Source organism: Streptomyces marianii (assembly GCF_005795905.1).
Lineage (GTDB): Bacteria > Actinomycetota > Actinomycetes > Streptomycetales > Streptomycetaceae > Streptomyces > Streptomyces marianii.
Window position 1 is genome coordinate 4823364 of the sequence record NZ_VAWE01000001.1, and the last position, 21941, is coordinate 4845304.

General features: G+C 72.9%; 20 protein-coding genes and 2 pseudogenes. 9 read left to right on the top strand and 13 right to left on the bottom strand.

Translation table 11 applies throughout. From position 1 onward, the window contains the following. The first annotated feature begins 115 nt into the window (after positions 1-115). Entirely contained in the window at positions 116-586 is a 471-nt protein-coding gene (locus FEF34_RS21820; protein WP_138054650.1) for a Zn-ribbon domain-containing OB-fold protein, read from the top strand. On the opposite strand, the gene FEF34_RS21825 is transcribed toward FEF34_RS21820, so the two are convergent. Next, positions 555-2135: a PE-PGRS family protein gene (locus FEF34_RS21825; RefSeq protein WP_234042504.1), complete on the bottom strand. Its 1581-nt coding sequence runs from the start codon at positions 2133-2135 to the stop codon at positions 555-557. The genes FEF34_RS21820 and FEF34_RS21825 overlap by 32 nt on opposite strands. 20 nt (positions 2136-2155) lie before the next feature. Continuing rightward, positions 2156-2566 carry a hypothetical protein gene (locus FEF34_RS21830; protein ID WP_138054651.1) on the bottom strand — a complete coding sequence of 137 codons (411 nt, stop codon included), beginning with the start codon at positions 2564-2566 and terminating at the stop codon, positions 2156-2158. A 123-nt stretch (positions 2567-2689) separates the two neighbouring features. On the opposite strand from FEF34_RS21830, the gene FEF34_RS21835 reads away from it, so the two are divergent. The 3 genes from FEF34_RS21835 (at position 2690) to FEF34_RS21845 (ending at position 4253) form a co-directional block, all read left to right on the top strand. Beyond that, positions 2690-3466: a helix-turn-helix domain-containing protein gene (locus tag FEF34_RS21835; protein ID WP_138054652.1), complete on the top strand. Its 777-nt coding sequence runs from the start codon at positions 2690-2692 to the stop codon at positions 3464-3466. Further along, on the top strand, positions 3463-3717 hold the full coding sequence (locus FEF34_RS21840) for a DUF397 domain-containing protein (protein ID WP_138054653.1): 255 nt from the start codon (positions 3463-3465) through the stop codon (positions 3715-3717). Before FEF34_RS21835 ends, FEF34_RS21840 begins: the two co-directional genes overlap by 4 nt. Positions 3718-4028: 311 nt before the next feature. After that, on the top strand, positions 4029-4253 hold the full coding sequence (locus FEF34_RS21845) for a DUF4287 domain-containing protein (RefSeq protein ID WP_138054654.1): 225 nt from the start codon (positions 4029-4031) through the stop codon (positions 4251-4253). Positions 4254-4516: 263 nt separating this feature from the next. Here FEF34_RS21845 and FEF34_RS21850 read toward each other — a convergent pair whose 3' ends face one another. The 5 genes from FEF34_RS21850 to FEF34_RS21870 form a co-directional block, all read right to left on the bottom strand. Further along, complete coding sequence (locus tag FEF34_RS21850; protein ID WP_138054655.1) at positions 4517-6124, bottom strand: alpha/beta hydrolase; 1608 nt, start codon at positions 6122-6124, stop codon at positions 4517-4519. 259 nt (positions 6125-6383) lie between these two features. Next, the gene (locus FEF34_RS21855) at positions 6384-7352 is read right to left on the bottom strand and encodes a hypothetical protein (protein WP_138054656.1); all 969 of its coding nucleotides are present in this window, start codon (positions 7350-7352) and stop codon (positions 6384-6386) included. Positions 7353-7365: 13 nt separating this feature from the next. After that, positions 7366-8055 carry a pyridoxine/pyridoxamine 5'-phosphate oxidase gene (locus FEF34_RS21860; RefSeq protein ID WP_138054657.1) on the bottom strand — a complete coding sequence of 230 codons (690 nt, stop codon included), beginning with the start codon at positions 8053-8055 and terminating at the stop codon, positions 7366-7368. A gap of 10 nt (positions 8056-8065) precedes the next feature. Further along, complete coding sequence (locus FEF34_RS21865) at positions 8066-8494, bottom strand: pyridoxamine 5'-phosphate oxidase family protein (protein ID WP_138054658.1); 429 nt, start codon at positions 8492-8494, stop codon at positions 8066-8068. A 169-nt stretch (positions 8495-8663) separates the two neighbouring features. Beyond that, on the bottom strand, positions 8664-9839 hold the full coding sequence (locus tag FEF34_RS21870; protein WP_138054659.1) for a thiolase C-terminal domain-containing protein: 1176 nt from the start codon (positions 9837-9839) through the stop codon (positions 8664-8666). 162 nt (positions 9840-10001) lie between these two features. Between FEF34_RS21870 and FEF34_RS21875 the strand changes: the two genes are divergently transcribed. Next, positions 10002-11288 (top strand): acyl-CoA dehydrogenase family protein, encoded by a 1287-nt coding sequence (locus FEF34_RS21875; RefSeq protein WP_138054660.1) that lies wholly within the window; start codon positions 10002-10004, stop codon positions 11286-11288. Further along, positions 11288-11776 (top strand): nitroreductase family deazaflavin-dependent oxidoreductase, encoded by a 489-nt coding sequence (locus FEF34_RS21880; RefSeq protein ID WP_138054661.1) that lies wholly within the window; start codon positions 11288-11290, stop codon positions 11774-11776. Before FEF34_RS21875 ends, FEF34_RS21880 begins: the two co-directional genes overlap by 1 nt. 337 nt (positions 11777-12113) lie before the next feature. On the opposite strand, the gene FEF34_RS21885 is transcribed toward FEF34_RS21880, so the two are convergent. Then, positions 12114-12761, bottom strand: coding sequence for a TetR family transcriptional regulator (locus FEF34_RS21885; RefSeq protein WP_138054662.1), 648 nt, complete (start codon positions 12759-12761; stop codon positions 12114-12116). A 272-nt stretch (positions 12762-13033) separates the two neighbouring features. Between FEF34_RS21885 and FEF34_RS21890 the strand changes: the two are divergent. Continuing rightward, a pseudogene (locus FEF34_RS21890) lies at positions 13034-13816 on the top strand (VOC family protein); the annotation flags it as partial. Positions 13817-14179: 363 nt separating this feature from the next. Further along, positions 14180-16567 carry an outer membrane protein assembly factor BamB family protein gene (locus FEF34_RS21895; protein WP_138054663.1) on the top strand — a complete coding sequence of 796 codons (2388 nt, stop codon included), beginning with the start codon at positions 14180-14182 and terminating at the stop codon, positions 16565-16567. 37 nt (positions 16568-16604) lie between these two features. On the opposite strand, the gene FEF34_RS21900 is transcribed toward FEF34_RS21895, so the two are convergent. From FEF34_RS21900 to FEF34_RS21920, 5 genes and pseudogenes are all read right to left on the bottom strand, one after another. Continuing rightward, complete coding sequence (locus FEF34_RS21900; RefSeq protein ID WP_138054664.1) at positions 16605-17309, bottom strand: hypothetical protein; 705 nt, start codon at positions 17307-17309, stop codon at positions 16605-16607. Positions 17310-17653: 344 nt separating this feature from the next. After that, positions 17654-17863 (bottom strand): annotated as a pseudogene (locus tag FEF34_RS21905) (putative immunity protein); the annotation flags it as partial. Positions 17864-17879: 16 nt separating this feature from the next. After that, the gene (locus FEF34_RS21910; protein WP_138054665.1) at positions 17880-18659 is read right to left on the bottom strand and encodes an enoyl-CoA hydratase/isomerase family protein; all 780 of its coding nucleotides are present in this window, start codon (positions 18657-18659) and stop codon (positions 17880-17882) included. Then, a complete protein-coding gene (locus tag FEF34_RS21915) occupies positions 18659-19105 on the bottom strand; it encodes a Zn-ribbon domain-containing OB-fold protein (RefSeq protein WP_138054666.1) in 447 nt (148 codons plus the stop codon). The genes FEF34_RS21910 and FEF34_RS21915 overlap by 1 nt, the downstream gene beginning before the upstream one ends. Positions 19106-19113: 8 nt before the next feature. Then, positions 19114-20262 (bottom strand): lipid-transfer protein, encoded by a 1149-nt coding sequence (locus FEF34_RS21920; protein WP_138054667.1) that lies wholly within the window; start codon positions 20260-20262, stop codon positions 19114-19116. A 72-nt stretch (positions 20263-20334) separates the two neighbouring features. Here FEF34_RS21920 and FEF34_RS21925 point away from each other — a divergent pair, with 72 nt between their 5' ends. Further along, entirely contained in the window at positions 20335-21906 is a 1572-nt protein-coding gene (locus tag FEF34_RS21925; protein WP_138054668.1) for a FadD3 family acyl-CoA ligase, read from the top strand. Positions 21907-21941 lie beyond the last annotated feature (35 nt).

The window sequence follows — 21941 nt, forward strand, 5'->3', positions numbered from 1 at the left end:
CGACCTGACGGCCGCGGCTCCCGACCGGACCCCTTCCCCCGCGGACCGGACGGCTGCGGCCCCCGGCCGAACCGCTTCCCCCGCGGACCGGACCGCGGCGGCTCCCGCCCGGACCGTGTCTTCGGCTGCCCGAACCGTATCCCCCGCGGACCGGACCGCGGCGACCCCGGACGTCGACGACTTCACCCGCCCCTGGTGGGACGCCGCCGCCGAGCGCCGTCTGCTGGTCCGCCGCTGCGCCGCGTGCGGCCGCGCCCACCACTACCCGCGCGAGTTCTGCCCGTACTGCTGGAGCGAGGACGCCGCCTGGGAGCCGGCGAGTGGCCGGGCGACCCTCTACACCTGGTCCGCCGTCCACCGCAACGACCTCCCGCCCTTCGACGCCCGCACGCCCTACACGGCCGCCGTCGTCGACCTCGCGGAGGGCCCGCGGATGATGACCGAGATCGTCGAGTGCCCGGAGGCGGAGCTGCGGATCGGGATGGAGCTGGAGGTCGCCTTCCGGGAGGAGGGCGGGGGAGTGGTGGTCCCGGTGTTCCGCCCGGCGGCTGAGGTCAGCCGGCGGGCTCGGCCATCCGGCGCATGACGGCGACGGGGATCGTCGGGTTCACCAGGGCGTCGCGGAACGTCCTCCGGTCCCGCAGCAGCCGCACCAGCGTGCGCGCGGGCAGCCGGCCGTGCCTCACCGCCGTCTCGCGCACCGCTTCGTGCGGGTCGTCGAGCAACCGCACCGCCGACGCCGTCGACAGCCGAGGATCCTCCGCGGCCCGGCGCCGCACCTCCCAGTGGGGATCCCGGCTGAAGCGCTCCACCAGCACTGCCGTCGAGTCCGGGTCGTCCAGCGCAAGTTGACGCAGCCGGTGATGCGGGTCGTCCGCGTACCGGAGCAGATCCCGGCGCGGGAAGTTCGGATGCGAGCGCGGCCGACCCGGGAAGCTGAAGCTGCCGTTCCACCACGTCCACACCTCCAGCAGCATCGACGCGGGCGCGTCGTCGCAGGACTCGGCGAGGAACAGCCGAACGACAGGGTCCTCGTCCCGGGCGAGGCGCTCGACGACATCCGGCGGTAGGCGCCTCGCCCGGGCGGCGCTGCTGCGCAGGAGCAGATGGGACGAGGCCGCGCAGCGGCGCATGGCCTCCGGATCGTCGTGGAGCGCATGGACCCAGGGCAGCGTGTGCCGAATACCGTCCGGATCGACGTTGGCCCGGACCGCCACCCGCTGCTCCTCGGTGAGCTCGGGCCGTACGGACACCTGGAGGCGGACGTTGTCGTCGTCGTCCTCGGCGAGCACGGCCACCAGATCCGGGTCCAGATGGGGATTGCGTGCCACGGACCGCCGCCGCGCGGCGTCCTCGTGCTCGCACAGGTACTCCGCGAACCGGCGCTCCAGACGGCACGTCTCCATGGCCTCGTCGCCGAAGCCCTGTTCCTCGAACACCGACCGGGTCAGAGGATGCGTCGCGTGGTGCCGCAGCAGGGCTGCGGCACGCACACCGGAGTCGGCGTCGCCGAGCAGCGCCTCCCGTGCCGAGGGCGCCAAGAGCTCCCATCCCGTGCACGCGACGGCGCGGACCCGCGCGTCGGGGTCGGCCGCGAGCGCGGCGCGCAGCGCCCCGGGAAGCGCCGGGAAGCGGGCCGCCGCGGCGCGTACGAGCGCCGAAGCGTCCCCGGCGAGCCGCTCGTACCCCTCCGCGGTCAACTCCGCGCCCGTCTGCACGGCGTCCTCGGCGAGCAGCGCCCGGCGCGCGGAGCCCGGCTCGGCCAGGATCAGCCGTGTCCACTGCGCGGCGGTCAACGGGTGGCGTCTTGCGGCGAGTTGCGACCGCACGTTCCGGTCCGGGTGGTCGACGGCGGCGTCCACCACCCCCGGCGGCAGGTCCTTGCGCCACAGGAGATCGGTCGCCGTGTCGAGCAGTCGCACCAGCACGTCCCCGGGCACCGCCCGGTTGAACCCCAGCCACTCGCGCCAGCCCGCACGGAGCAGTTCCGGAGGCCGCATCGGCCCCTCGAAGAGCGACATCCACGCGGCCTCACGCTCCTCGGGCGTCTCCCGGGCCTCCGCCCGCGCGGCCTCCTCCCGCCGCTCCCGGGTCCGCTCGACTCCGACCAGCCGGAATTCTCCCCACCCCGTCATACCGGCCATGATCCCCCGGCTCAGCCCTCCGGCGACAGGCACAGCTGCGCGGTGACCACCGCGAACAGCAGCTCCGGGTCCACGAACTCGCCGACGGCCGGCGGCCCCGCGCGCCACGACAGCGGATAGGTGTTGCCGTCGGCGGCCGGGACGCCGACGTACTGGTCCCGGGCGCACGGGCCGAAGCAGGCGGCGCCGGGCGGCCAGGGATGCTCCTTGCTGCTGCCGGGCGGGATGAGGAAGTACGTCCACCGCCCGCGCCACATCTCCCTTACGACGGGCCCGGGATGCCCGCCGGTGGCCCGGACGAGGTGGTGCAGCACGGCCTCGCCGCGGACGCCGTGGACGCGTACGGCGTCGAAGTGGACTCCCGCGAGCCGTAGTCGCACACCGGACGCCGGGACCCAATCGGGCAGTTTCTCGCTGGTCATGCCCCCGAGGATCGCGCCGGTTGCGTAGCGTGACCAGAGGGACACGGTCCACATCGAGCGGATGTGGGAAGGGCGGTGGGAGCTGTGGGATCGGGCAGGGAGCCCTCGCCCGCGCGGAGGCACGTGGGCGAACTGGTCAAGCTGTTCCGCGGTCTGGCGGACATGACGCAGCGGGACCTGGCGGAGCGGCTGCTGATGTCGGAGTCGCTGCTGGGCGCGTACGAGCGGGCCGAGCGGATCCCGACGACGGCGTTCCTGGTGGAGTCGGACGCGGCGCTCGGGGCGAAGGGGGTGCTGGCGTCGTGTGTGGCGATGATGGAGGAGGAGAAGTACTCGCCGAAGTTCCTGAGCTGGGTCCGGACAGTGGTCGACGCGGCGAGCTTCAGCGCGTACGAAACCATGGTGGTCCCCGGCCTGCTCCAAACTCCCGCGTACGCACGGGCGCTGTACGAAGTCCGAGTGCCGGCGTACGAGGCGGAAGAGACCGACCGATACGTCGAGGCACGGCTGGAGTTGCAGGCCATGCTTGATCGCAAGCCGAGGCCGACGATCAGTTACGTGGTCGAGGAGTCGGCTTTCCTCCGGCCGATCGGCGGTGAGGCGGTCCTCAAGGAACAGCTGCGACACCTCATCGACTCGGTCCGTGCCAGAAACCACCTCACGGTCCAGGTGATGCCGACCCAGCGGTCCGTACACGCGGGCCTGCACGGTCCGTTGCAGCTCCTGAGCACTCTGGAGGGTCGGAATCTGGGGTTGGCCGAGGGACATGGCGGAGATACCTTGATCTCGAAGCCCGAAGAGGTGAACAGGCTCATCGATCTCTTCGGCGTACTGCGTGCCCAGGCCCTCACTCCCTGGGATTCCGTAGACCTGATCGAGAGAATGGCGGCGAAGCTATGACCCCGGGCCTGGTCTGGTTCAAGAGCAGTTACAGCACCAACGAGGGCGGAAGCTGCCTCGAAGTCGCCTACGACTGGCGCACCTCCAGCCACAGCGGCAACGAGGGCGGCGAGTGCGTCGAGGTCGCCGCCTGTCCCCACACCGTCCACGTCCGCGACTCCAAGGTGCCCGGCGGCCCGACGCTCGACGTCGCCCCGGGCGCCTGGGCCGCGTTCGTCGCCACGACCGCAGCCCCGCGCGCGGCACGGTAGTTCGGCAGAGCGCCCGGCTCCATCCACGTCGGCCCGCCCGGACCGGGCGGGCTCGGGCATGTGCGCTCCGTCCGGCGTGCGGGCTTCGGGGCCGTGGACCTGCGTCCGGCCGTCCGACCACGAGGCGGTCGTCGCCGACCTCCTGCTGCCCGAGTCCCCGGACCCGTGGCGCACGCCGCACATGTGACGCGGATCGCACCGGCCGGACCGATCACTTCGGCGCGCCCCGTCGGTCATACCCGCAACAGCAGCGCACACCAGCGGTGTTGACACCCGCGACCGACGCGCACGGACGACAGGAGACCGCCGCCATGACCACGCAGAGCAGCAGCGCCGTGAAGGGCCCCGCAAGCTACTTCTCCTCGATCGAGAAGAAGTACGGCCGCCCGGTGGCGCAATGGCAGGAGCTCATCCGCTCGTCCCCGCTGACCAGGCACATGGAACTCGTCTCCTGGCTCAAGACGGAGCACGGCCTGGGCCATGGCCACGCCAACGCCCTCGTCGCGTACACCCTCGCCGCGAGCGGCGGGAAGTAGCCGCGGCCGTCGGTCGGTTCGGGCCGCCGTGCCCCGCGTCCGCTCCGCGGAGGCGGACTGGGACACTTCCACCTCGCTCCGCACCGCCAGGGCCCGGCGTCCTGCGCACCGTACTGGCGGGGACCGACGCACAGGTCATGACCTCTACACGGTGCGCCCGCCGAGGGCGACGGCGAGCACTCCCGCGGACGCCTGACCTGCGACGTGGGGCCCCGCGCCCGGCGGGAGCCCCACGTCGTTCGACCGGGTGGTGTCGCCGTGCGTCAGAAGCGGTCGCGCGTCCCGGACAGCCCCGGGACTCCCGGAGGTGTCGGCAGCGGAAGCTGCAGCCGGTCCTTGCGCTGGCCGGCCGGGGTCCGGCAGGTCAGGTCCTTCGCCGGGAGCCTGCCCGTCGTCAGATAGGCGGTCGCCGTCTTGTCCGCGCAGGACTTGGAGCCGTAGATGCCGTGGCCCACCCCGCCGAGGACCGTGACCATGCGGGAGCCCTTCATGGCCCGGTGCAGGCCCTGACCGCTGGTCAGCGGTGTCTGGGAGTCCCACTCGTTCTGCAGGACGAGCGCGCCGACCTTGTTGTCGATCCTGGTCGCCTGCTCGGGGCCGTTCTTCCAGAACGCGCACGGCTTGATGTTGGACGCGAAGTCCCCGTACAGCGGGTACCTGGCCTTGTCGCGGATCGCGTCACGGCGGTACTGCTCGGGGTCGCGCGGCCAGGCGCGGGTGTCGGCGCACACCACGGCCCAGAAGCTCGCGTCCGCGTTGTCCGAGGGCACGGCGCGGGCGAACGACGGCGGGACGGGGCTCGGCGAGGAGCTGCGCTCGCGGGACGGCGCCGGCTTCCCGCCCGTGGCGGCCTTCTTCAGGTCGGCGACCGTCTGCGCGGCGCCGGCCACGTCGAAGAACATCGCCCGTCCGGAGCGGATGTCGTCGCCGGTGACGGGCGTCCCGTCCATGTCGACGGGCTTGCGGTCGGCCCCGGCGACGAGGTCCCAGAAGGTCTTGCGGACCTTCGCCGGGGTGTTCCCGAGCTTGTACGTTGCGTGCCGTTTCGCGGTCCACTCGCTCCAGTGCGTGAAAGCGGGCTCGGTGCCCTCCGCCCACACCTGGATCATGCCCCGCCAGACCCGCTGCGGGTCGACGGCGCTGTCCAGCACGAACCGGTCGGCCCGCTTGGGGAACATCTGCGTGTAGACGGCGCCGAGGTAGGTGCCGTAGGAGTAACCCAGGTAGGAGATCTTCTTCTCACCCAGCACGGCGCGGACGACGTCCATGTCGCGTGCGGTGTTGCGGGTGGTGAACCGGAGCAGCGCGTCACCGCCCTTGGCCCGGCACTTCTCGGCCACCGTACGCGCCCACTTCACGTCCTTGGCGAACGTGGCCGCCTTGTACGGGCGCTCCCAGTCGCGTTCGTCCTCCTTCAGCCCACAGCTCACGGGGGAGCTCTGGCCGACGCCCCGCGGGTCGAACCCGATGAGGTCGTACTTCCTCTTCACGGACGCGGGCAGTTCGCTCGACAGGAACAGCGGCATGCTCAGGCCCTCGCCGCCGGGGCCGCCGGGGTTGAGCAGCAGCACCCCGCGCCGCTCCTTGGCGCTGGTGGCCTTCATCCGCGACACCGCGACGTCGATCTTCTTGCCGCCGGGGCGGCTGTAGTCGAGCGGCACCTTGACCGTCGCGCACTGGAAGCCCGCAGGGCTCTGCGCGTCACAGCGCCTCCAGCGCGGCTTCTGCTGCGTGTACTGCTTCAAGGGGTCCGCCGCGGCACGGGCCTTGGGCGCCGGGGCGGCCGCCGAGGCGACGGCGGGCGTGAGCGCGGGGACGAGGGTCGCGACGGCGCTGACGGCCAGAACGGGGGCTATTCGTCTGCTTCGCACAATGATGCGGTCCTTGTGAAGGGGGTGGTCGATCGTCATCCACCCTTTCGCAGAACGAAGTTGCACGAATCACTCGCCGGGCCCGAGGTCGGTCCGACCGCAGGAGGAGGGCGCGCCACGACGAATGGTCCCCCTGGCTGAGAACGGAAGCGGCCGATTTGCCGTCGGGGGTCCGCACGCGTCGTCTCGCGTTTCCTTCAGGACTCGGACGACGGCCCACGTGCAAGGCCGAGACCGGCGCGGCGCGCTCAGCCCCCGTTCACGGCTCGATCTCCCGGTAGGCGCTGAGGGCACCGCGTTCCACCTTTGCGAGCAGCCCCTGCCGTGTCTGCTCGTCCATCTTCCGCTGCTGCGCCCACAGGCGGGTCATCTCGACGCCCTGAGCGCGCAGGCTCTCGTAGCGCTCCTCCTCAGCGGTACTCCGAAAGCCCCGGAGCCATGCCGCCGCAACGCCGTCCGCCGCCGAGCCACTGTCGTCCGCGAGCCCGTCGAGGACGGCCGTGCGCCATGCCTGTGCCTGGCTCGTGTCCAGGTCACGGGTGACGGCTTCGGCGATGCCGTCGAGGGTGGCGAGCGCGCGCGCACTCTCGGTGGGCGGCACGCTCAGGCCGAAGCCCTCGGCGTCGGCGGGGACGGCGGCGAGGCGCTGCCCTGTGGTCCGGGTCTCCGTGAGCCGCAGCAGAGCGTAGGAGTGGGGGTCCTGCGCGACCGCGTGCAGAACGTCCCTGAGGGTGTCGGTGAGGACCGTCAGATGGTACGTGCCGTCGTCGGACTTCCAGGGTGGTGTCGCGGGGGCGGCCTTGGTCACGAAGTCCTGGATGCCGATGCCGCCGAGCATCGCGTGCAGATCCGGGGCGTAGTCGGCCAGGGCGGTGGCGAGGGGGCGGCGCAGCGCTGGATCGAGGGCGAGTTCGCCGGTGCCCTGGGCTCCGAGGGCCGTCATGACGTCCTTGAGCGCTTGGGCCTGAGCGAGGCTGTGCCGCCCCTGGGCGTCCCCGGTGGATGCCTTCACGATGGCCTCGCCGAGCGCCTGGCAGCTCATGTCGGGACCGATGTCCTGCCCGACCGAGCTTCGCACGCGGTCGTTCGCGGGCAGGCCGTTGCACGGCGGCGTGGTGTCCCGGCCGAGCAGCAGCCATGCCCCGATCCCGCCCAGCAACGCCAGGCACACTCCGAGCACGATCACTGCCGTGGCCGTTATCGGTCGTCGGGCCGTCTTGTCAGCCATGGTCCCGCCCCCTCTACGGCCAGAGCATCTCCCGGACCCACCCGTCCGCGTCGTCCTCTCGCCGGTAGCGCAGCCGGACGTGCCGGCGTCGTGCGTCCCCCTGGAAGAACTCGACCTCGGACGGGACGAGCACGTACACCGTCCAGGTCTCCGCCGTCGCCTCCGGATCGGTCTCGGCGCGCTCCCACGCGGCCGCGTTCGCCCGCCGCAACTCCTCCTGCGAGCCGAGGACCTCGCTCTGCCGGCCGACGAGCGCCGCCGCCAGCGCCCCGGTCGACCGGGCGTGCAGATCGGCGTACGCCTCCTCCGGGGTGCCCGACACGACCCGGCCGCGGACGCGTACCTGCCGGCCGTGCACGGGCCAGTAGAAGCCGAGCGCGGCCTCCGGGCGGGCCGCGAGCTGACGGCCCTTCGCGCTCGCCGCATGGGTGGCGAAGTGCCAGCCGTGGGCGTCCGCGCCGTGCAGCATCAGCGTCCGCAGGTCGGGCCGGGAGCCCTCGTCCACGGTGGCGAGGGTCATGGTGTGCGGTTCGGGCTGGCCGGCGGCCGCGGCCTCCACGAACCAGCGGTGGAACAGCGGCAGCGGCTCCGCCGGGGCCCCGTCCGGGTCGAAGGACGGCAGGTCCGTGTCCCAGACCTTCAGCGATCTGAGCAGCTCACGGAACTCTCGGGCGGCGCCGTCGCCGCCGGGATCGTGCGTCATGCCCCGATCATCACACCCGGCCCAGGTCGGACGACAGCCACCGCTGCGGCCGCATCCGCAGCACGACCGTCTCGCCGTGCTCCTTCAGCGCGAACTCGACGTACCCGTCGACCTTGTCCGGCGGAAGATAGCGGGTGGCGAGCTCCCGCAGCGCCGCCTCGGTGCCGGGTTCCGCCGACGTGACGGGCCCCTCGACGTGGACGTAGCGGACCGTTGGCCGCAGCCGGTCGACCATCAGTGAGAACCGCCCCGCCGCGCGGATCAGCCGGTGTTTGCGAGAATCGAGCCCCGTCAGGATCCAGACGTCCCCGCCGGGTTCGTACTGGTACCAGATCGGCACGCTCAGCGGCGCCCGGCCCTCCTCACCGGAGGCGATCGCGATCGCCGCGACATGGGGCTCTGCCAGGAACTCCTCACGCTCTTCGCGACTGAGGGCCACCGGAATCTCCTCACGGGTTCGTGAACGGTCTGGGGGAAGGCGTCGCCTCCCGTCCTCGCCCCACTGTGCCGCAACCGCCGCCCGCGCCCCGCCCCGGACGCGCGGGAACCGGCCGGGCGACAGGGGCCCGTTCGTGACCCCGGACCGGGCCCGTACCCGCCCGTGCCGTTCAGCGGCCCAGTACCACTGTCCCCGACGAGCAGAACCAGCCGCCCGTACCCGAGGCCACGGCCAGTTCCGGGACACTGCCGTCGGCCCGCCGCACCTGGTGCCCGCCCGCCTCCCCGCGCAGTTGGCGCACCGCTTCGACCAGCAGGAACAGGCCGCGCATGCCCGGATGGCAGGCGGAGAGGCCACCGCCGTCGGTGTTCACGGGCAGCTCCCCGTCCAGCCGCAGCCGGCCCTTCTCCACGAACGCCCCGCCCTCTCCCTTCGCGCAGAAACCCAGGTCCTCCAGCGTCACCAGCGTCATGTAGGTGAAGGCGTCGTAGACCTCGGCGATGTCGACGTCCCCCGGCCGCACGCCCGCCCGCTCGAACGCCAGCCGCCCGCTCACCGCGGCCGGGGAGACCGTGAAGTCGTCCCACTCCGACATCGTCGTGTGGGACACGTGCTCCCCGCTGCCGAGGACCCACACCGGCGCCTTGGCGGTGTCCGGGACGTACTCCTCCGCCGCGAGCAGCACCGCACAGCCGCCGTCGCTGCGGATGCAGCAGTGCAGTCTGGTGAACGGGTCGGCGATGACCGGCCCGGACAGCACGTCGTCCACGGTGATCGGGTCGCGGAACATCGCGTCCGGGTTGCGGGAGGCGTTCGCCCGCGCCTGGACGGCGACTTCGGCCAGCTGCTCCGCCGTCGTCCCGTACTCGTGCATGTGGCGCCGGGCGGCCATGGCGTACTTGGCGATCAGCGTGTGTCCGTACGGCACCTCGAACTGGAGCGGCCCGCGGGCCCCGAAGGAGAGGTTGGAGGTCCGCCGGGCCGCGCGGATGTCGGCGCGGGCCGTCGAACCGTAGACGAGGAGCACGGCGTTCGCGTGGCCCGCGGCGATGGCGTCCGCGGCGTGTGCGGCCATGACCTCCCAGGTGGCGCCGCCGACGGAGGTGGAGTCCACCCAGCGCGGCCTGAGTCCCAGGTACTCGGCGACCTCGGCCGGGGCGAGGGTGCCCAGCCCGGCCGAGGCCAGGCCGTCGACGACGTCGCGGCCGAGCCCCGAGTCGGCGAGGGCGCGCCGTGCGGCCTGGGCGTGCAGAGCGTACGGGGTGGGGCCGTCGACGCGGCCGCAGTCCGAGAGGGATATGCCGACGACGGCGACCTTGCGGGGGCGGCGCTGGCTCCATGGCATGAATCTGACGGTACATCAGATATACGGGTGGCGGTACGGCCCGTCGCGCGAGGCCACCGCCCGCCCTGCTCCGGGCTTCTGCCGCCGCCACCCGCCCTGCTCTGGGCTTCTGTCGCCACCACCCCTAACATGACGGCCCGTCAGAAATCGAGGGGAGACCCGATGGACGCCGCGTTCACCCCGGAGCAGTCCGAGATCCGCCGCACCCTGCGCGCCGCCCTCTCCAAAGGCGGGCCGCCGGGACCGCCCGGACGCGACGACACCGCCTCCGCCGCCGCGGCCGGGCCCGGTTACGACCCCGGCCTGTGGGCACGGCTCACCGGCGGCCTCGGCCTGCCCGGACTCGCCCTCGACGAGAAGTACGGCGGCGCCGGCTGCGGTGTCACGGAGCTCGCCCTCGCCTCCGAGGAGACCGGCCGGGCGCTCGTACCGCTGCCGCTGTTCGCGACCTCCGGACTCGCCGCCCCCCTGATCACCGCGCTCGGCGCCGAACGGCAGCGCGCCGCGCTCCTGCCCGGAATCGCCGACGGCACCCTCACCGCCGCCCTCTGCGTACCCGGCACCGCCCTCGCCACCGCCCTCGCCCTCACCGGCGGCGACGCGCACGGAACCTGGGCTGGCGGCGGCCGCGCCGGCGGCATCCAGGCTCGGCCCGACGGCCACGGCGGCTGGCGGCTCTACGGCGAGGCCGAACAGGTCCTCGACGGACACAGCGCCGGACTCCTCCTCGTCGCCGCACACACCGGCGGCTTCACCCGAGGCCGCACCCTCCTCTTCCTCGTCCGCGCCCCGGACGCCGACGGCCTGCGCCGCACCCGGTGGACCGCGCTCGACGAGACCCGGCCGCAGGCCCGCGTCCAGCTCCGCGACACCCGGGCCGAACTGCTCGGCGACGACCCCGGCGCGGACGTGCCCGCCGCGCTCGCCGCCACCGGCCGCACCGCCGCGGCCCTGCTCGCGGCGGAGGCCGTCGGCGCGGCCGCGGCCGCGCTGGACCGCACCGTGGCGTACGTGAAGGACCGGCAGCAGTTCGGCCGGGCCGTCGGCTCCTTCCAGGCGGTCAAGCACCGCCTCGCCGACCTGTACGTACGCGTCCAGGCGGCCAGGTCGGCCGCGTACTACGCCGCCTGGGACCCCGGCGAGGGCGCGCTCGCCCTCGCCCAGTGCCTGGAGGCGCTCCGGACCGTCGCCGGTGAGGCGATACAGCTGCACGGCGGCATCGGCTTCACCTGGGAGCACGCGGCCCACCGGTACTTCAAGCGGGCCGCCTCCGACGAACTGCTCTTCGGGCCCGTCCACCGGCTGCGCGCACGGGCGGCCGAGACGGCGGGCCTGTTCGCCCCGGCGGCCGCCGTCCCCGCCGCCCCGGCGGCAGCGCTCGCCGACGGGCCCCGGGCCGGGGCCGGGGCGGGGCCCCGGCCCGGCGCGCGAGAGGCGGCGGGCGTCTGATGCGCACCGGGATCCGCATGGTCCGGAAGATCTCGTCGACCCGCGCCTTCGCTCGGCTCGCCCCGCATGTCATCCCCGCCATGGACCGGGCCGTCCACCGGATCACCCGGGGCAGGGTGCTGCCCAGCGCACGGATGCTGCCCGGGCTCGTGCTGACCGCGCACGGCGCGAGGACCGGCCTTCCGCGCCGCACACCACTCGCGTGCCTGCCGGAGGAGGCGACCGGCACCTGGATCCTCGTCGGCTCCAACTTCGGCCGGCCGGGCCACCCGGCGTGGACGGGCAATCTGCTCGCGCACCCCGAGGCGGAGATCAGCTGGCGGGGCGGGGACGTGCCGGTCCGGGCGGAACTGCTGACCGGCGAGGAACGCGCGGCAGCCTGGGGCGCGGCGCTCGTGTTCTGGCCTCCGTACGCGACGTACCAGGCGAGGACCGACAGGGAGATCCGGCTGTTCCGGCTGACACGGCGGAACACCGCGGCGGACTGACGCCGCAGGACGGCGCGGGACGGCGCGGGCGCGCACCCGGCCGTGCGGAGCGGCCGCGACGGACCTGCCGGGACGTACCGGCGGAGGGGCGTGGGCCCGTGAAGGGGCCCGTGCGGGTCGGCGGAGGGGGTGTCCCCGACCGTGCGGAGCGGCCACGGCCCTGCGGGCTGGCCGGTCAGGGCGTACGGGCGGAAGGTGCGACGGCGAAGGGCGTGCCGTGAGGTACGGCCGTGGCGGCGACGGACGTGCCGCTGCCGACGGCCGACGTGGCCGGAAGTGAACGGGCTTGCCTATGGCAGGACTTGGCGCGAGGGCGCCCGTCATCGCGGCCCGTCCGCTACTTCGTCGGCTTCCTGCCCGTGATGCCCAGGTGCACCAACAGTGCCAGGTTCGGCCTGAGTTCGGCCTGTTTGACGCCCCAGGTCTGGAAGCCCTTCTGGTGCGAGGCCACCGAGGCCAGCATCGCGACCAGCGAACCCGACACCGCCATCGGGCTGACGTCCTTGTCGACCTTGCCCTTGGACTGGAGCTCCTTCACCCCGTCCGCAAGGGAGTTGGTGACCGAGTTCAGGATCTTCATGCGGAGCTTGTAGAAACGTTTGTCGCCCTCGGCCGCGCCGAGGTCCACCACGCGGAGGATCGCGTCGTGTCTGCGCCAGAAGTCGAGGAATCCCTCGACGAGTTGCTCCGCGGTCTGCCAGCCAGCCTTGCCGACCCAGGACCGGCCCGCGACCAGGTCCGTCAACGCGGCGCCCTCCGTGGCCATTTCCTCCGCGAGTTCGAGGACCGCGCCCTCGACGTCGGGGAAGTACTGGTAGAAGGTCGCGGGCGAGGTCCCCGCTTTCCGGGCCACATCGATGACCTTGACGTCCCGGTACGGCGAGGAGCTGAGCATCTCGCTGAGACAGTCGAGCAGCTTCTGCCGCGTCGCCTGTCCGCGACGGCCGGCGACCCGGCCGTCGACAGTGCGTACTTGTCCTGTCATGCCGTCAGCTTACCGAGGGGTGATCGGCGCGCGATTCGGCCGACTGCAAATGGGGTGCTCCCGCATCGCCCCCCGGGTGGGCCGACAGTGTTATCAACAGCCTGTGGATAATTTCGGTGGACAACTCAACGAACGGGCTCCTCTGCGTGCGGTGCATGCCGCAGTCCGATTGACTGTGACTGACATCACACCCCGTGTCGAGGGCTCTGCGCCGCGGAATCCGCCCCAGGAACCCGCCCCCGCGGAACCCGCGCCGAGGAAGGGGCCGGACCATGGCCGCATTCACCGAGGGCACCCCCTGCTGGGTGGACGCCCAGCTGCCCGACCTCGAAGCGGGCAAGCGTTTCTACGGCGAACTGTTCGGCTGGACGTACAGCGAGAAAAGCGCTGATCACGGCCCCTACCCGCACTACACCGACGCCCTCCGCGACGGAAAGCCCGTCGCCGCCCTCGCCGCCAAGAGCGACGGCCGCATGCCCACCACCTGGGGCGTCTACTTCGCCACCGGCGACGCCGCCGCCACCGCCCGGCGGATCAGGGACGCCGGCGGCCAGTTGATCACCACCCCCACGCCCGTCGACGGCCTCGGCACCGTCGTCCTCGCCGCCGACCCCGCGGGCGCCGTGTTCGGCCTCTGGCAGAAGGGTGAACGCGACGGCTTCGCCCTCCGGGGCGAGCCCGGCTCGTTCTGCTGGACCGAGGTCTACACCCGCGACAAGAACGCCGTCGACCCCTTCTACCAGGAAGTATTCGGCTTCCAGGGCACCCCGCTGCCCGACGACACCGTCGACTACCTGATGTGGTCGCCCGCCGGGGCCGAACCCGGCGAGGACACCGCCGTCGGGGCCCGCAGCGTCATCACCGACGCGTTCCCCGTGGAGATGCCCGGCCACTTCCTCGTCTACTTCGCCGTCGACGACACCGACGCCACCGTCGAACACGCCACCCGGCTCGGCGCCCGCGTCACCGCACCGCCCTTCGACATCCCTTACGGACGTATGGCCGTCCTCGCCGACGACCAGGGAGCCGCCTTCGCCGTGCTGGCGGAGCCCGGCCCCGGGCAGATCCGTGGACGGGCATCCGGGGGCACCCTCGAGCAAAAGCTCGAACAGTCGTCCGAGCGGCAGCCTGAGCGGACACCCGGACCCGACGCGGAACCGCCCGGAGGCGACCAGGCCGGACCGCGAACCGAACGCCCGGACGAACCCGCCCCCGAACGCAGGCCCGACACCCCCGGCCCGTCCCCCGACTGAAGCCGCCGAACCCACCAAACCCGCCCACCACCCCCCGGCAGCCCGGCAAAATAGCCCGAGACACCCCGATACCGCCCCGGGTTCGCAACCGCGCCCTCCGGCAGGAACAATCAGGTGGCGACGGGGCCGTACCTACATGGCCCCTACGGGGAGGTGGCAGGCGAAGTGGAGCAGCTGACGCAGCACGACCCGAGGCGGATCGGCCCCTTCGAGGTGCTGGGACGGCTCGGAGCCGGCGGCATGGGGCTGGTCTATCTCGCACGGTCGGCGTCCGGCCGGCGCGTGGCGATCAAAACGGTGCGCACGGAGCTCGCCGAGGACCAACTGTTCCGCGTCCGCTTCACCCGCGAGGTCGAAGCGGCACGAGCGGTCTCCGGCTTCTACACCGCAGCCGTCGTGGACGCCGACCCGCGCGCCGCCGTGCCCTGGCTCGCCACCGCCTACGTCCCCGCCCCCTCCCTCGAGGAAATAGTGAACGAGTGCGGGCCCATGCCCGCCCAGGCGGTCCGCTGGCTCGCGGCCGGAATCGCCGAGGCCCTCCAGTCCATCCACGGCGCGGGCCTGGTCCACCGCGACCTCAAGCCGTCCAACGTCCTCGTCGTCGAGGACGGCCCCCGCGTGATCGACTTCGGCATCGCGTCAGGCGTCTCCAACACCCGCCTCACCATGACCAACGTCGCCGTCGGCACCCCCGCCTACATGTCGCCCGAACAGGCCCGCGACTCCCGCAGCGTCACCGGCGCCAGCGACGTCTTCTCCCTCGGCTCCACCCTCGTCTTCGCCGCCACCGGACACGCCCCCTACCACGGCGCCAACCCCGTCGAAACCGTCTTCATGCTCCTGCGCGAAGGCCCCGACCTGGCCGGACTCCCCGACGAACTGCGCCCCCTCATCGAATCCTGCATGCAGATGGACGCCGCCCTCCGGCCCAGCCCCGAAGACCTCCAGGCACAACTCGCACCCCACCTGTTCTCCTCCGGCGGCGACGACAGCGGCACCGCCTCCGCCTGGCTGCCCGGCCGCGCCGTCTCCCTCATCGAAGACCGCCGCGGCGGACGACTGCCCGGCACCGGCGGCCCCGCAGCCCGGCCCCGCCCCCACACACCCCCCGTACCCCCCAGGCCCGAACACGCCCCCGCCGCCCGGCACACCGGCGGACCCGACCCCCGCAACACCGCGCCCGTCCGCCCCCAACACGCCCCGCCCGGCCCCGACCACGGCCCCGTCCGGCTGCCCGGCGCCAAGGTCCCCATCGGCCCCGGCCCCCGCGCCGCAGCCGACGCCCGCGCCGCCGCCGTCGACGCCGGCCCCGCCACCGGCTGGGTCCGCCCGCCCGGCGGAGAAGTCGCCACCAACGCCATGACCGCCGCCCCGCCCGTACCCGCACCCACCACACCCCCGGACACCGGCCCCGCACGCTGGCGCCCCTGGCGCTTCCGCATGTCCAACGACGTCTGGGGCACCCCCGTCGTCGACGGCGGCCTCCTCTACGTCACCTCCTTCGAGGTACACGCCCTCGACGTCGCCAGCGGCCGCCGCCAGTTCAAGACCCGCGACGTCGCCTGGGCCATGGCCGTCCACGGCGGACGCATCCACGCCTCCGACGGACCCACCCTCTACGCCCTCGACGCCAACGACGGCGGCGAACGCTGGCGGGCCCAGACCGACGCCTGGGTCTACTCCCTCAAAGCCGCCCGCGGCACCGTCGTCACCGCCACCCGCGGCGGCGGCGTCCAGGGCTGGGAAGCCTCCAACGGCGAAAAACTCTGGGAGATCACCGGAGCCCAGAGCGACTTCGAAACCCCCGAAGCCGGACCCGCGCTCTGCGACGACACCGTCTACGTATGGCGCAACGCCCGCCTCCAGGCCCTCGACGCCCGCACCGGCACCGAACGCTGGTCCTACCCCGTCGGCGACGCCGCCTCCTGCGGCGGCGCACCCGTACGCGTCACCCAAGCCCCCGACGGCTGCACCTACCTCGCCGCCGGCACCCGCGTCCTGTGCGTCGACACCATCACCGGCCACGTGCGATGGCACTTCGAAGCCCCGGCGGTCTTCCTCTCCCCACCCGCCTTCGCCCCCGGCCCCGCCGTCACCGGCGGCGGCGTCTACCTCGCCGACTACCTCGGCACCGTCTACGCCCTCGACGCCACCACCGGGAAGGACCGCTGGCGCATCGCCACCGAGGCCCGCCAGTCCGTCGAACCCGTGCTCGTCGCCGACGGCAGCATCCACGTCGGCAGCGGCAGCGCCCTCTACACCCTCGACGCCGTCACCGGCACCCCCAGATGGAGGTTCGCCGCCGGCGGCGAGGTCACCGGCAGCCCCGTCGTCGCCGACGGCCGTATCCACTTCGGCTCAGCCGACCACGTGCTCTACACCCTCGACGCGGCCGGCGGACAACTCCGCTGGAAACTCGCCACCGGCGGCGAGATCACCGGCTCACCCGTCGCCCGCAACGGCGTCGTCTACGCCTGCTCCAAGGACCGCTGCGTCTACGCCCTCGACGCCGCCAAGGGAACCGCCACCGGCCGCACCACCGCCCCCCGGTAACCATCGGCGGATCCCCCGGCCGGGACAGACGCCAGAACTACGGCCCACGCCCCTCGTCACGGAACGGATCCTGATCCGGACCCGCACCGTACGGGTCCCGCCGAGGCTGCCGCGGCCCCGACCCGTACGGCGGAGGAGGCGGATACACCGGCAGCCGCTGCGTGTCGTCCGGCTCCGGCGACCACACGTACGGACCCGTCTCCTCCGGCGGATACGCACCCGGATCCCCCGGGTAGCCGGCCGGATACGCCGCAGGATCCCCCGCCGGATAACCGGCCGGATCCCCCAGCGGACCGTCGTAGCCCGGCTCCTCGAACGCCACGACCCTCGGCGCACGCCCCCGCATCACGACCGCCGCCAGCAACAGCAGACAACCACCGCCCAGCGCCGCCGCGACCCCGTCACCCAGCCCCGGCAGATCACCCCCCACCGACAGATAGCCCGCCGCCTGCCCCTGGCGCACCATCCACAGGACCGTGAACCCCAGCACCACCAGTCCCGCCAGCGCCACCAGCAACCGCGACCGCAGCACCACACCGAGCAACGCCACCAGCGCGGAGAACGCATACGGCAGCGCGATCGACGACACGACCTCCGTCTGCGCGTCCGTGATACCGCCGAACAGATCCTGGATCCGGTAGTCGACGCCGAGACGGCCGCCGTACCAGGCACGGAAGGGGCCGCATACGGCGACCGCCGCTCCGGCGAGAGCCAGGACCGACCCGATGACGTTGCGGACCATGCCCGGCCTCCTCTCCGCAGCACGACGCTACGCCCGTGGTACCCCGATCGCGACCCTTGAACCGGCCCCCGCCCCCGCCCCACCCGGAGACGGGCCCGGCCACGGGCAGTACCGGCCTCACCCTCCATACGGCCGACCGGGCGCCCCGCACTCACCACCGGCCGCCGCAATCAAACATCGGTGACCGCCCCACCGAGGAGAAGCCCGTGCCGCCCCGCCCCAGCGTCCTGCACGTCACCGACCTCGCCCACCCGGCCCGCGTACGGCGCTACCGCTCGGGACGCCGCTTTCGGCAAGATCCCGGTGGACCCTTCCTGTGGACGGTGCCGGCGCCCGACGCGCGGTCAGCAGACAAACACCGACCAGCAGATGTCGTTCCGCAACCGCCGGTCGTCGAGCACGAGCTCGCGAACCGCCTCCGGAAGCTGGTCACGCTGCCACTGGCATTCCAGCCGCCCTGCGGCCTCACTCTCACCTTCCGGCGCGGCAGCGCGTGCGGCCTTGATCGCATAGGCAGCCGCACCGAGCTCGTGCGCGGCGACGTGCGCGACGACCCAGACGCACACGGCGTCAGCGCAACCGGAACCCCGGCCGGCGCGCGGCGAACAGCTCCGCCTGCCGCTCCGGCGGCAGGTTCCCCAGCGTCACCAACTGCGGCGCGTGCGCCAGCGCCTGCGCGCGGACCGCCTCCTTCGCCGACCACACCGCACGGACCGTCCCCTGCACCGCCTCCGTCGGATACGAGGCGATCACCTCCGCGCAGCGCACCGCCGCCTCCACCTCCTCGCCGGGCGGGGTCAACTCGCTGACCAGCCCGGTCTCGTACGCCCGCCGAGCCGACAGCCGCTCGGCCGTGCCCATCAGCGCCGTCCTGGCCACCTCCCCGAACGGCATCCGCATCGCCATGTACACCGACTCGTACGCACTGACCATGCCGTACGTGGTGTGCGGGTCGAAGAACACGGCGTCCTCGGCGGCGACCAGGAACTCCGCCTCACCGAGCAGGTAGAACGCGCCGCCGCACGCCAGCCCGCGCACCGCGGCGACCACCGGTTTCCACAGGTCGTTCGCCTTCGGCCCGATCCGCACCAGCGGATCGTCCACCGAGTACGGTGACGCCGGCTGGGGCACGACGGCGGACCGGTCGACGCCGGTGCAGAACGCCTTCCCGCCGGCGCCGGTGACCACCACCGCGCGCACGGAGTCGTCGAAGCGGAACCCGCGCCAGACACCGGACAGTTCCTCCGCCATGGACAGGTCGACGGCGTTGTGCCGACCCGGCCGGTCGAGGGTGACGAGGGCGACCCCGGACTCCTCATCCTGCTCCACCCGCACGCCGGACCCCGGCATCACCGCTCCAGCAGCCAGCGCGGCACGGTCACCCCGCCACCCGCCACCGTGAACGCCACCCGCACCGGGGCACCGACGCGCAGCCGCTCCGGGTCGACCGAGTTCAGCGGGGCGTCGGCGGAGGCCACGACGTTCCCGACCAGCCGGATGTGGGGGGCGTCCGCGAGCTCGACGACGACCGCGTTGTACGGGGCCTGCTCGGCGTAGCCGGGGAGCAGCGGGGGGTGAGGCAGGACGTACGACCAGATCCGGCCGCGGCCGCTCATGCGTCGCCAGGTGCTGTCGAAGGACTGGCAGCGGGGGCAGCAGGGGCGGGGAGGGAAGCGCAGCTCGTCGCAGGAGGCGCAGGCCTGGACGCGGAGCTGTCCTCGGGCGGCGTACTCCCAGAAGGGAGCGCCGTCCTCGTCGATGACGGGTGTCAGATACCCGGTATCAGAATCTGTCATCTGTCAGTTCAACCCCTCAGAAGCAACGCCGAAGTCGGGACACCCTCGCCCGCCGTCACCAGACACGTCGACGCATCCGGCACCTGCGCCGTGGAGACGCCGCGCAACTGCTTCACGCCCTCGTTGATCAGGTTGAAGCCGTGGACGTACGCCTCGCTGAGCCCGCCGCCCCCGGTGTTGAGCGGGAGCCGGCCGCCGATCTCCAGGGCGCCTCCCTCGGTGAACGGCCCGCCCTCCCCGCGCCCGCAGAAGCCGTAGCCCTCCAGTGACAGCGGGATCAGCGGGGTGAACGCGTCGTAGATCTGGGCGACGTCGACGTCCTGCGGCGCGAGGTCGGCGGTCTTCCACAGCTGCCGGGCCGCGGTCCAGGCGGGCCCGGTCAGCGGGTCGTCGTTCCAGTAGTTGACCATGCCGTGGTGCTGGGCGGGCAGGCCCTGGGCGACGGAGTGGATGTAGACGGGCCGGTGGCGGCAGTCGCGGGCGCGCTCGGCGCTGACGACGACGCAGGCCAGTGCCCCGTCCGTCTCGAGGCAGTTGTCGAAGAGGCACAGCGGTTCGCTGATCCAGCGTGCCGTCATGTACATCTCGCGGGTCAGCGGCCGCTCGTACATGATCGCGGCCGGGTTCTGGTTGGCGCGGTTGCGGCAGGCGAGGGCGACGTTGAAGAGGTGGTCGCGGGTGGCGCCGTACTCGTGCATGTAGCGCCGGGTGAGCATGCCGATCTCGTCCGCCGGCCGCAGCAGCCCGAAGGGCCGGGTCCACTGACCGGGCGTGGGCAGCTGTACGGAGGTGTTCTTCCAGGGGCGGGGCCCGGAGCCGCGCTTCCGGGAGCGCCAGGCGACGCCGACGCCGGCCTGCCCGGTGGCGATGGCCGCGGCGAGGTGGGCGACGGTCGCGCAGGAACCGCCGCCGCCGTAACCGGCCTTGCTGAAGAAGGTGACGTCCCCCGCGCCGATCGCCTTGGCGATTTCGACCTCGTCGGTCTCCTCCATGGTGTAGGAGGCGAAGGCGTCGACCTCGGCGGGGCTCACGCCGGCGTCGTCGAGGGCGGCGAGGATGGCCCGGCAGGCCAGGGTCTTCTCGGATCCGGGGAGGTGTTTCGCGAAGGCGGTCTGCCCGATTCCGGCTATCGCGGTCGAGTCCTTGAGGGTCGCCATGCGGGGGAGCGTACAGCTAATCTGACGGGTAGTCAGCTAGTGGGGCGCAGTCGACGGCGGGAGGTTCGGGATATGCGCGGCGACCTGGAGTGGGGCTCCATCCCGAGGCTGGTGCGGAGTGCCGCGGAACGCCACGGAGGCCGGGAGGCGGTGGTCGAGGGCCGTACCCGGGTGAGCTATGCCGAGTTGGGCGAACGTGTCGAACGTGCGGCCGCCGCCTGTATCGCCGCGGGCGTGGAACCGGGCGACCGGGTGGCCGTCTGGGCGCCGAACACGCTGGAGTGGGTCGTCTCCGCGCTGGGCGCGGTGTCGGCCGGCGCGGTGCTCGTGCCTCTCAACACCCGCTTCAAGGGCACGGAGGCGGCGTACGTCCTGGCCCGTTCCCGGGCGAGGCTGCTGTTCGTCACCGGCACGTTCCTGGGCACCTCGTACGTGGCCTCGTTGCGGCGTGCCGAGGTCGAACTGCCGCACCTGGAGCAGGTGGTGGTGTTCTCGGACAGCGCGCCGGAGGAGTACCGCAGCTGGAAGGACTTCCTCGCGGGCGGGGACGCGGTGCCGGTGTCCCGGGTGCGTGCCCGGGCCGACGCGGTGGTGTCGTCGGCTCCGTCGGACATCGTCTTCACCTCGGGCACGACGGGGGCGCCGAAGGGCGCGGTGATCACTCATGCGCAGACGCTGCGCTGCTATGCGGTCTGGGCCGAGCTGGCGGGCCTGCGCCAGGGGGACCGCTATCTGATCGTGAACCCGTTCTTCCACACCTTCGGCTACAAGGCGGGGATCGTCGCCTGTCTGATGCGGGGCGCGACGATGGTGCCGCAGCCGGTGTTCAGCGTGGACACGGTGCTGGCGAACATCGCGTCCGAGCGGATCTCGGTCCTGCCTGGCCCGCCGACGCTCCACCAGTCCTTGCTGGACCATCCGGCCCGGGACGCCCACGACCTGTCGGCGCTGCGGCTGGTGGTCACGGGGGCGGCCGTGGTGCCGCTGCGTCTGGTGGAGCGGCTCCGGGAGGAGCTGCGCATCGGGACGGTGCTCACGGCGTACGGGCTGTCGGAGGCGTCGGGCATCGTGACGATGTGCCGGCGCGGCGACGACCCGGCCACGATCGCGTCGACGTCGGGGCGGGCCATTTCTGGCACCGAGGTGCGGGTCAAGGCCGGGCCGGGGGAGCCGGGGGAGATCCTGGTGCGCGGGCACAACGTGATGCAGGGGTACTTCGAGGATCCGGTGGCCACGGCGGAGGCGGTGGACGCGGACGGCTGGCTGCACACGGGCGACGTGGGGGTCCTCGACGCGGCGGGGAACCTGCGGATCACCGACCGGATCAAGGACATGTTCGTCGTGGGCGGCTTCAACGCCTATCCGGCGGAGATCGAGCAACTTCTGGGCCTGCACCCGGATGTGGCGGACGTGGCGGTGATCGGCGTGCCGGACGGGCGGCTGGGCGAGGTGGGGAAGGCGTACGCGGTGCGCCGGGCGGGTTCGACGCTGACGGCGGACGATCTGATCGCCTGGGCACGGAGGGAGATGGCGAACTACAAGGTGCCGCGGTCGGTGGAGTTCGTGGCGGAGCTGCCGAGGAACGCGGGTGGGAAGGTGCTGAAGACGGAACTGCGGGCGCGCGCCGAGGCGCACGCCCGCTGAACGCACCGCGGCCGCGGCGGCTCCCCCTCCGCGCC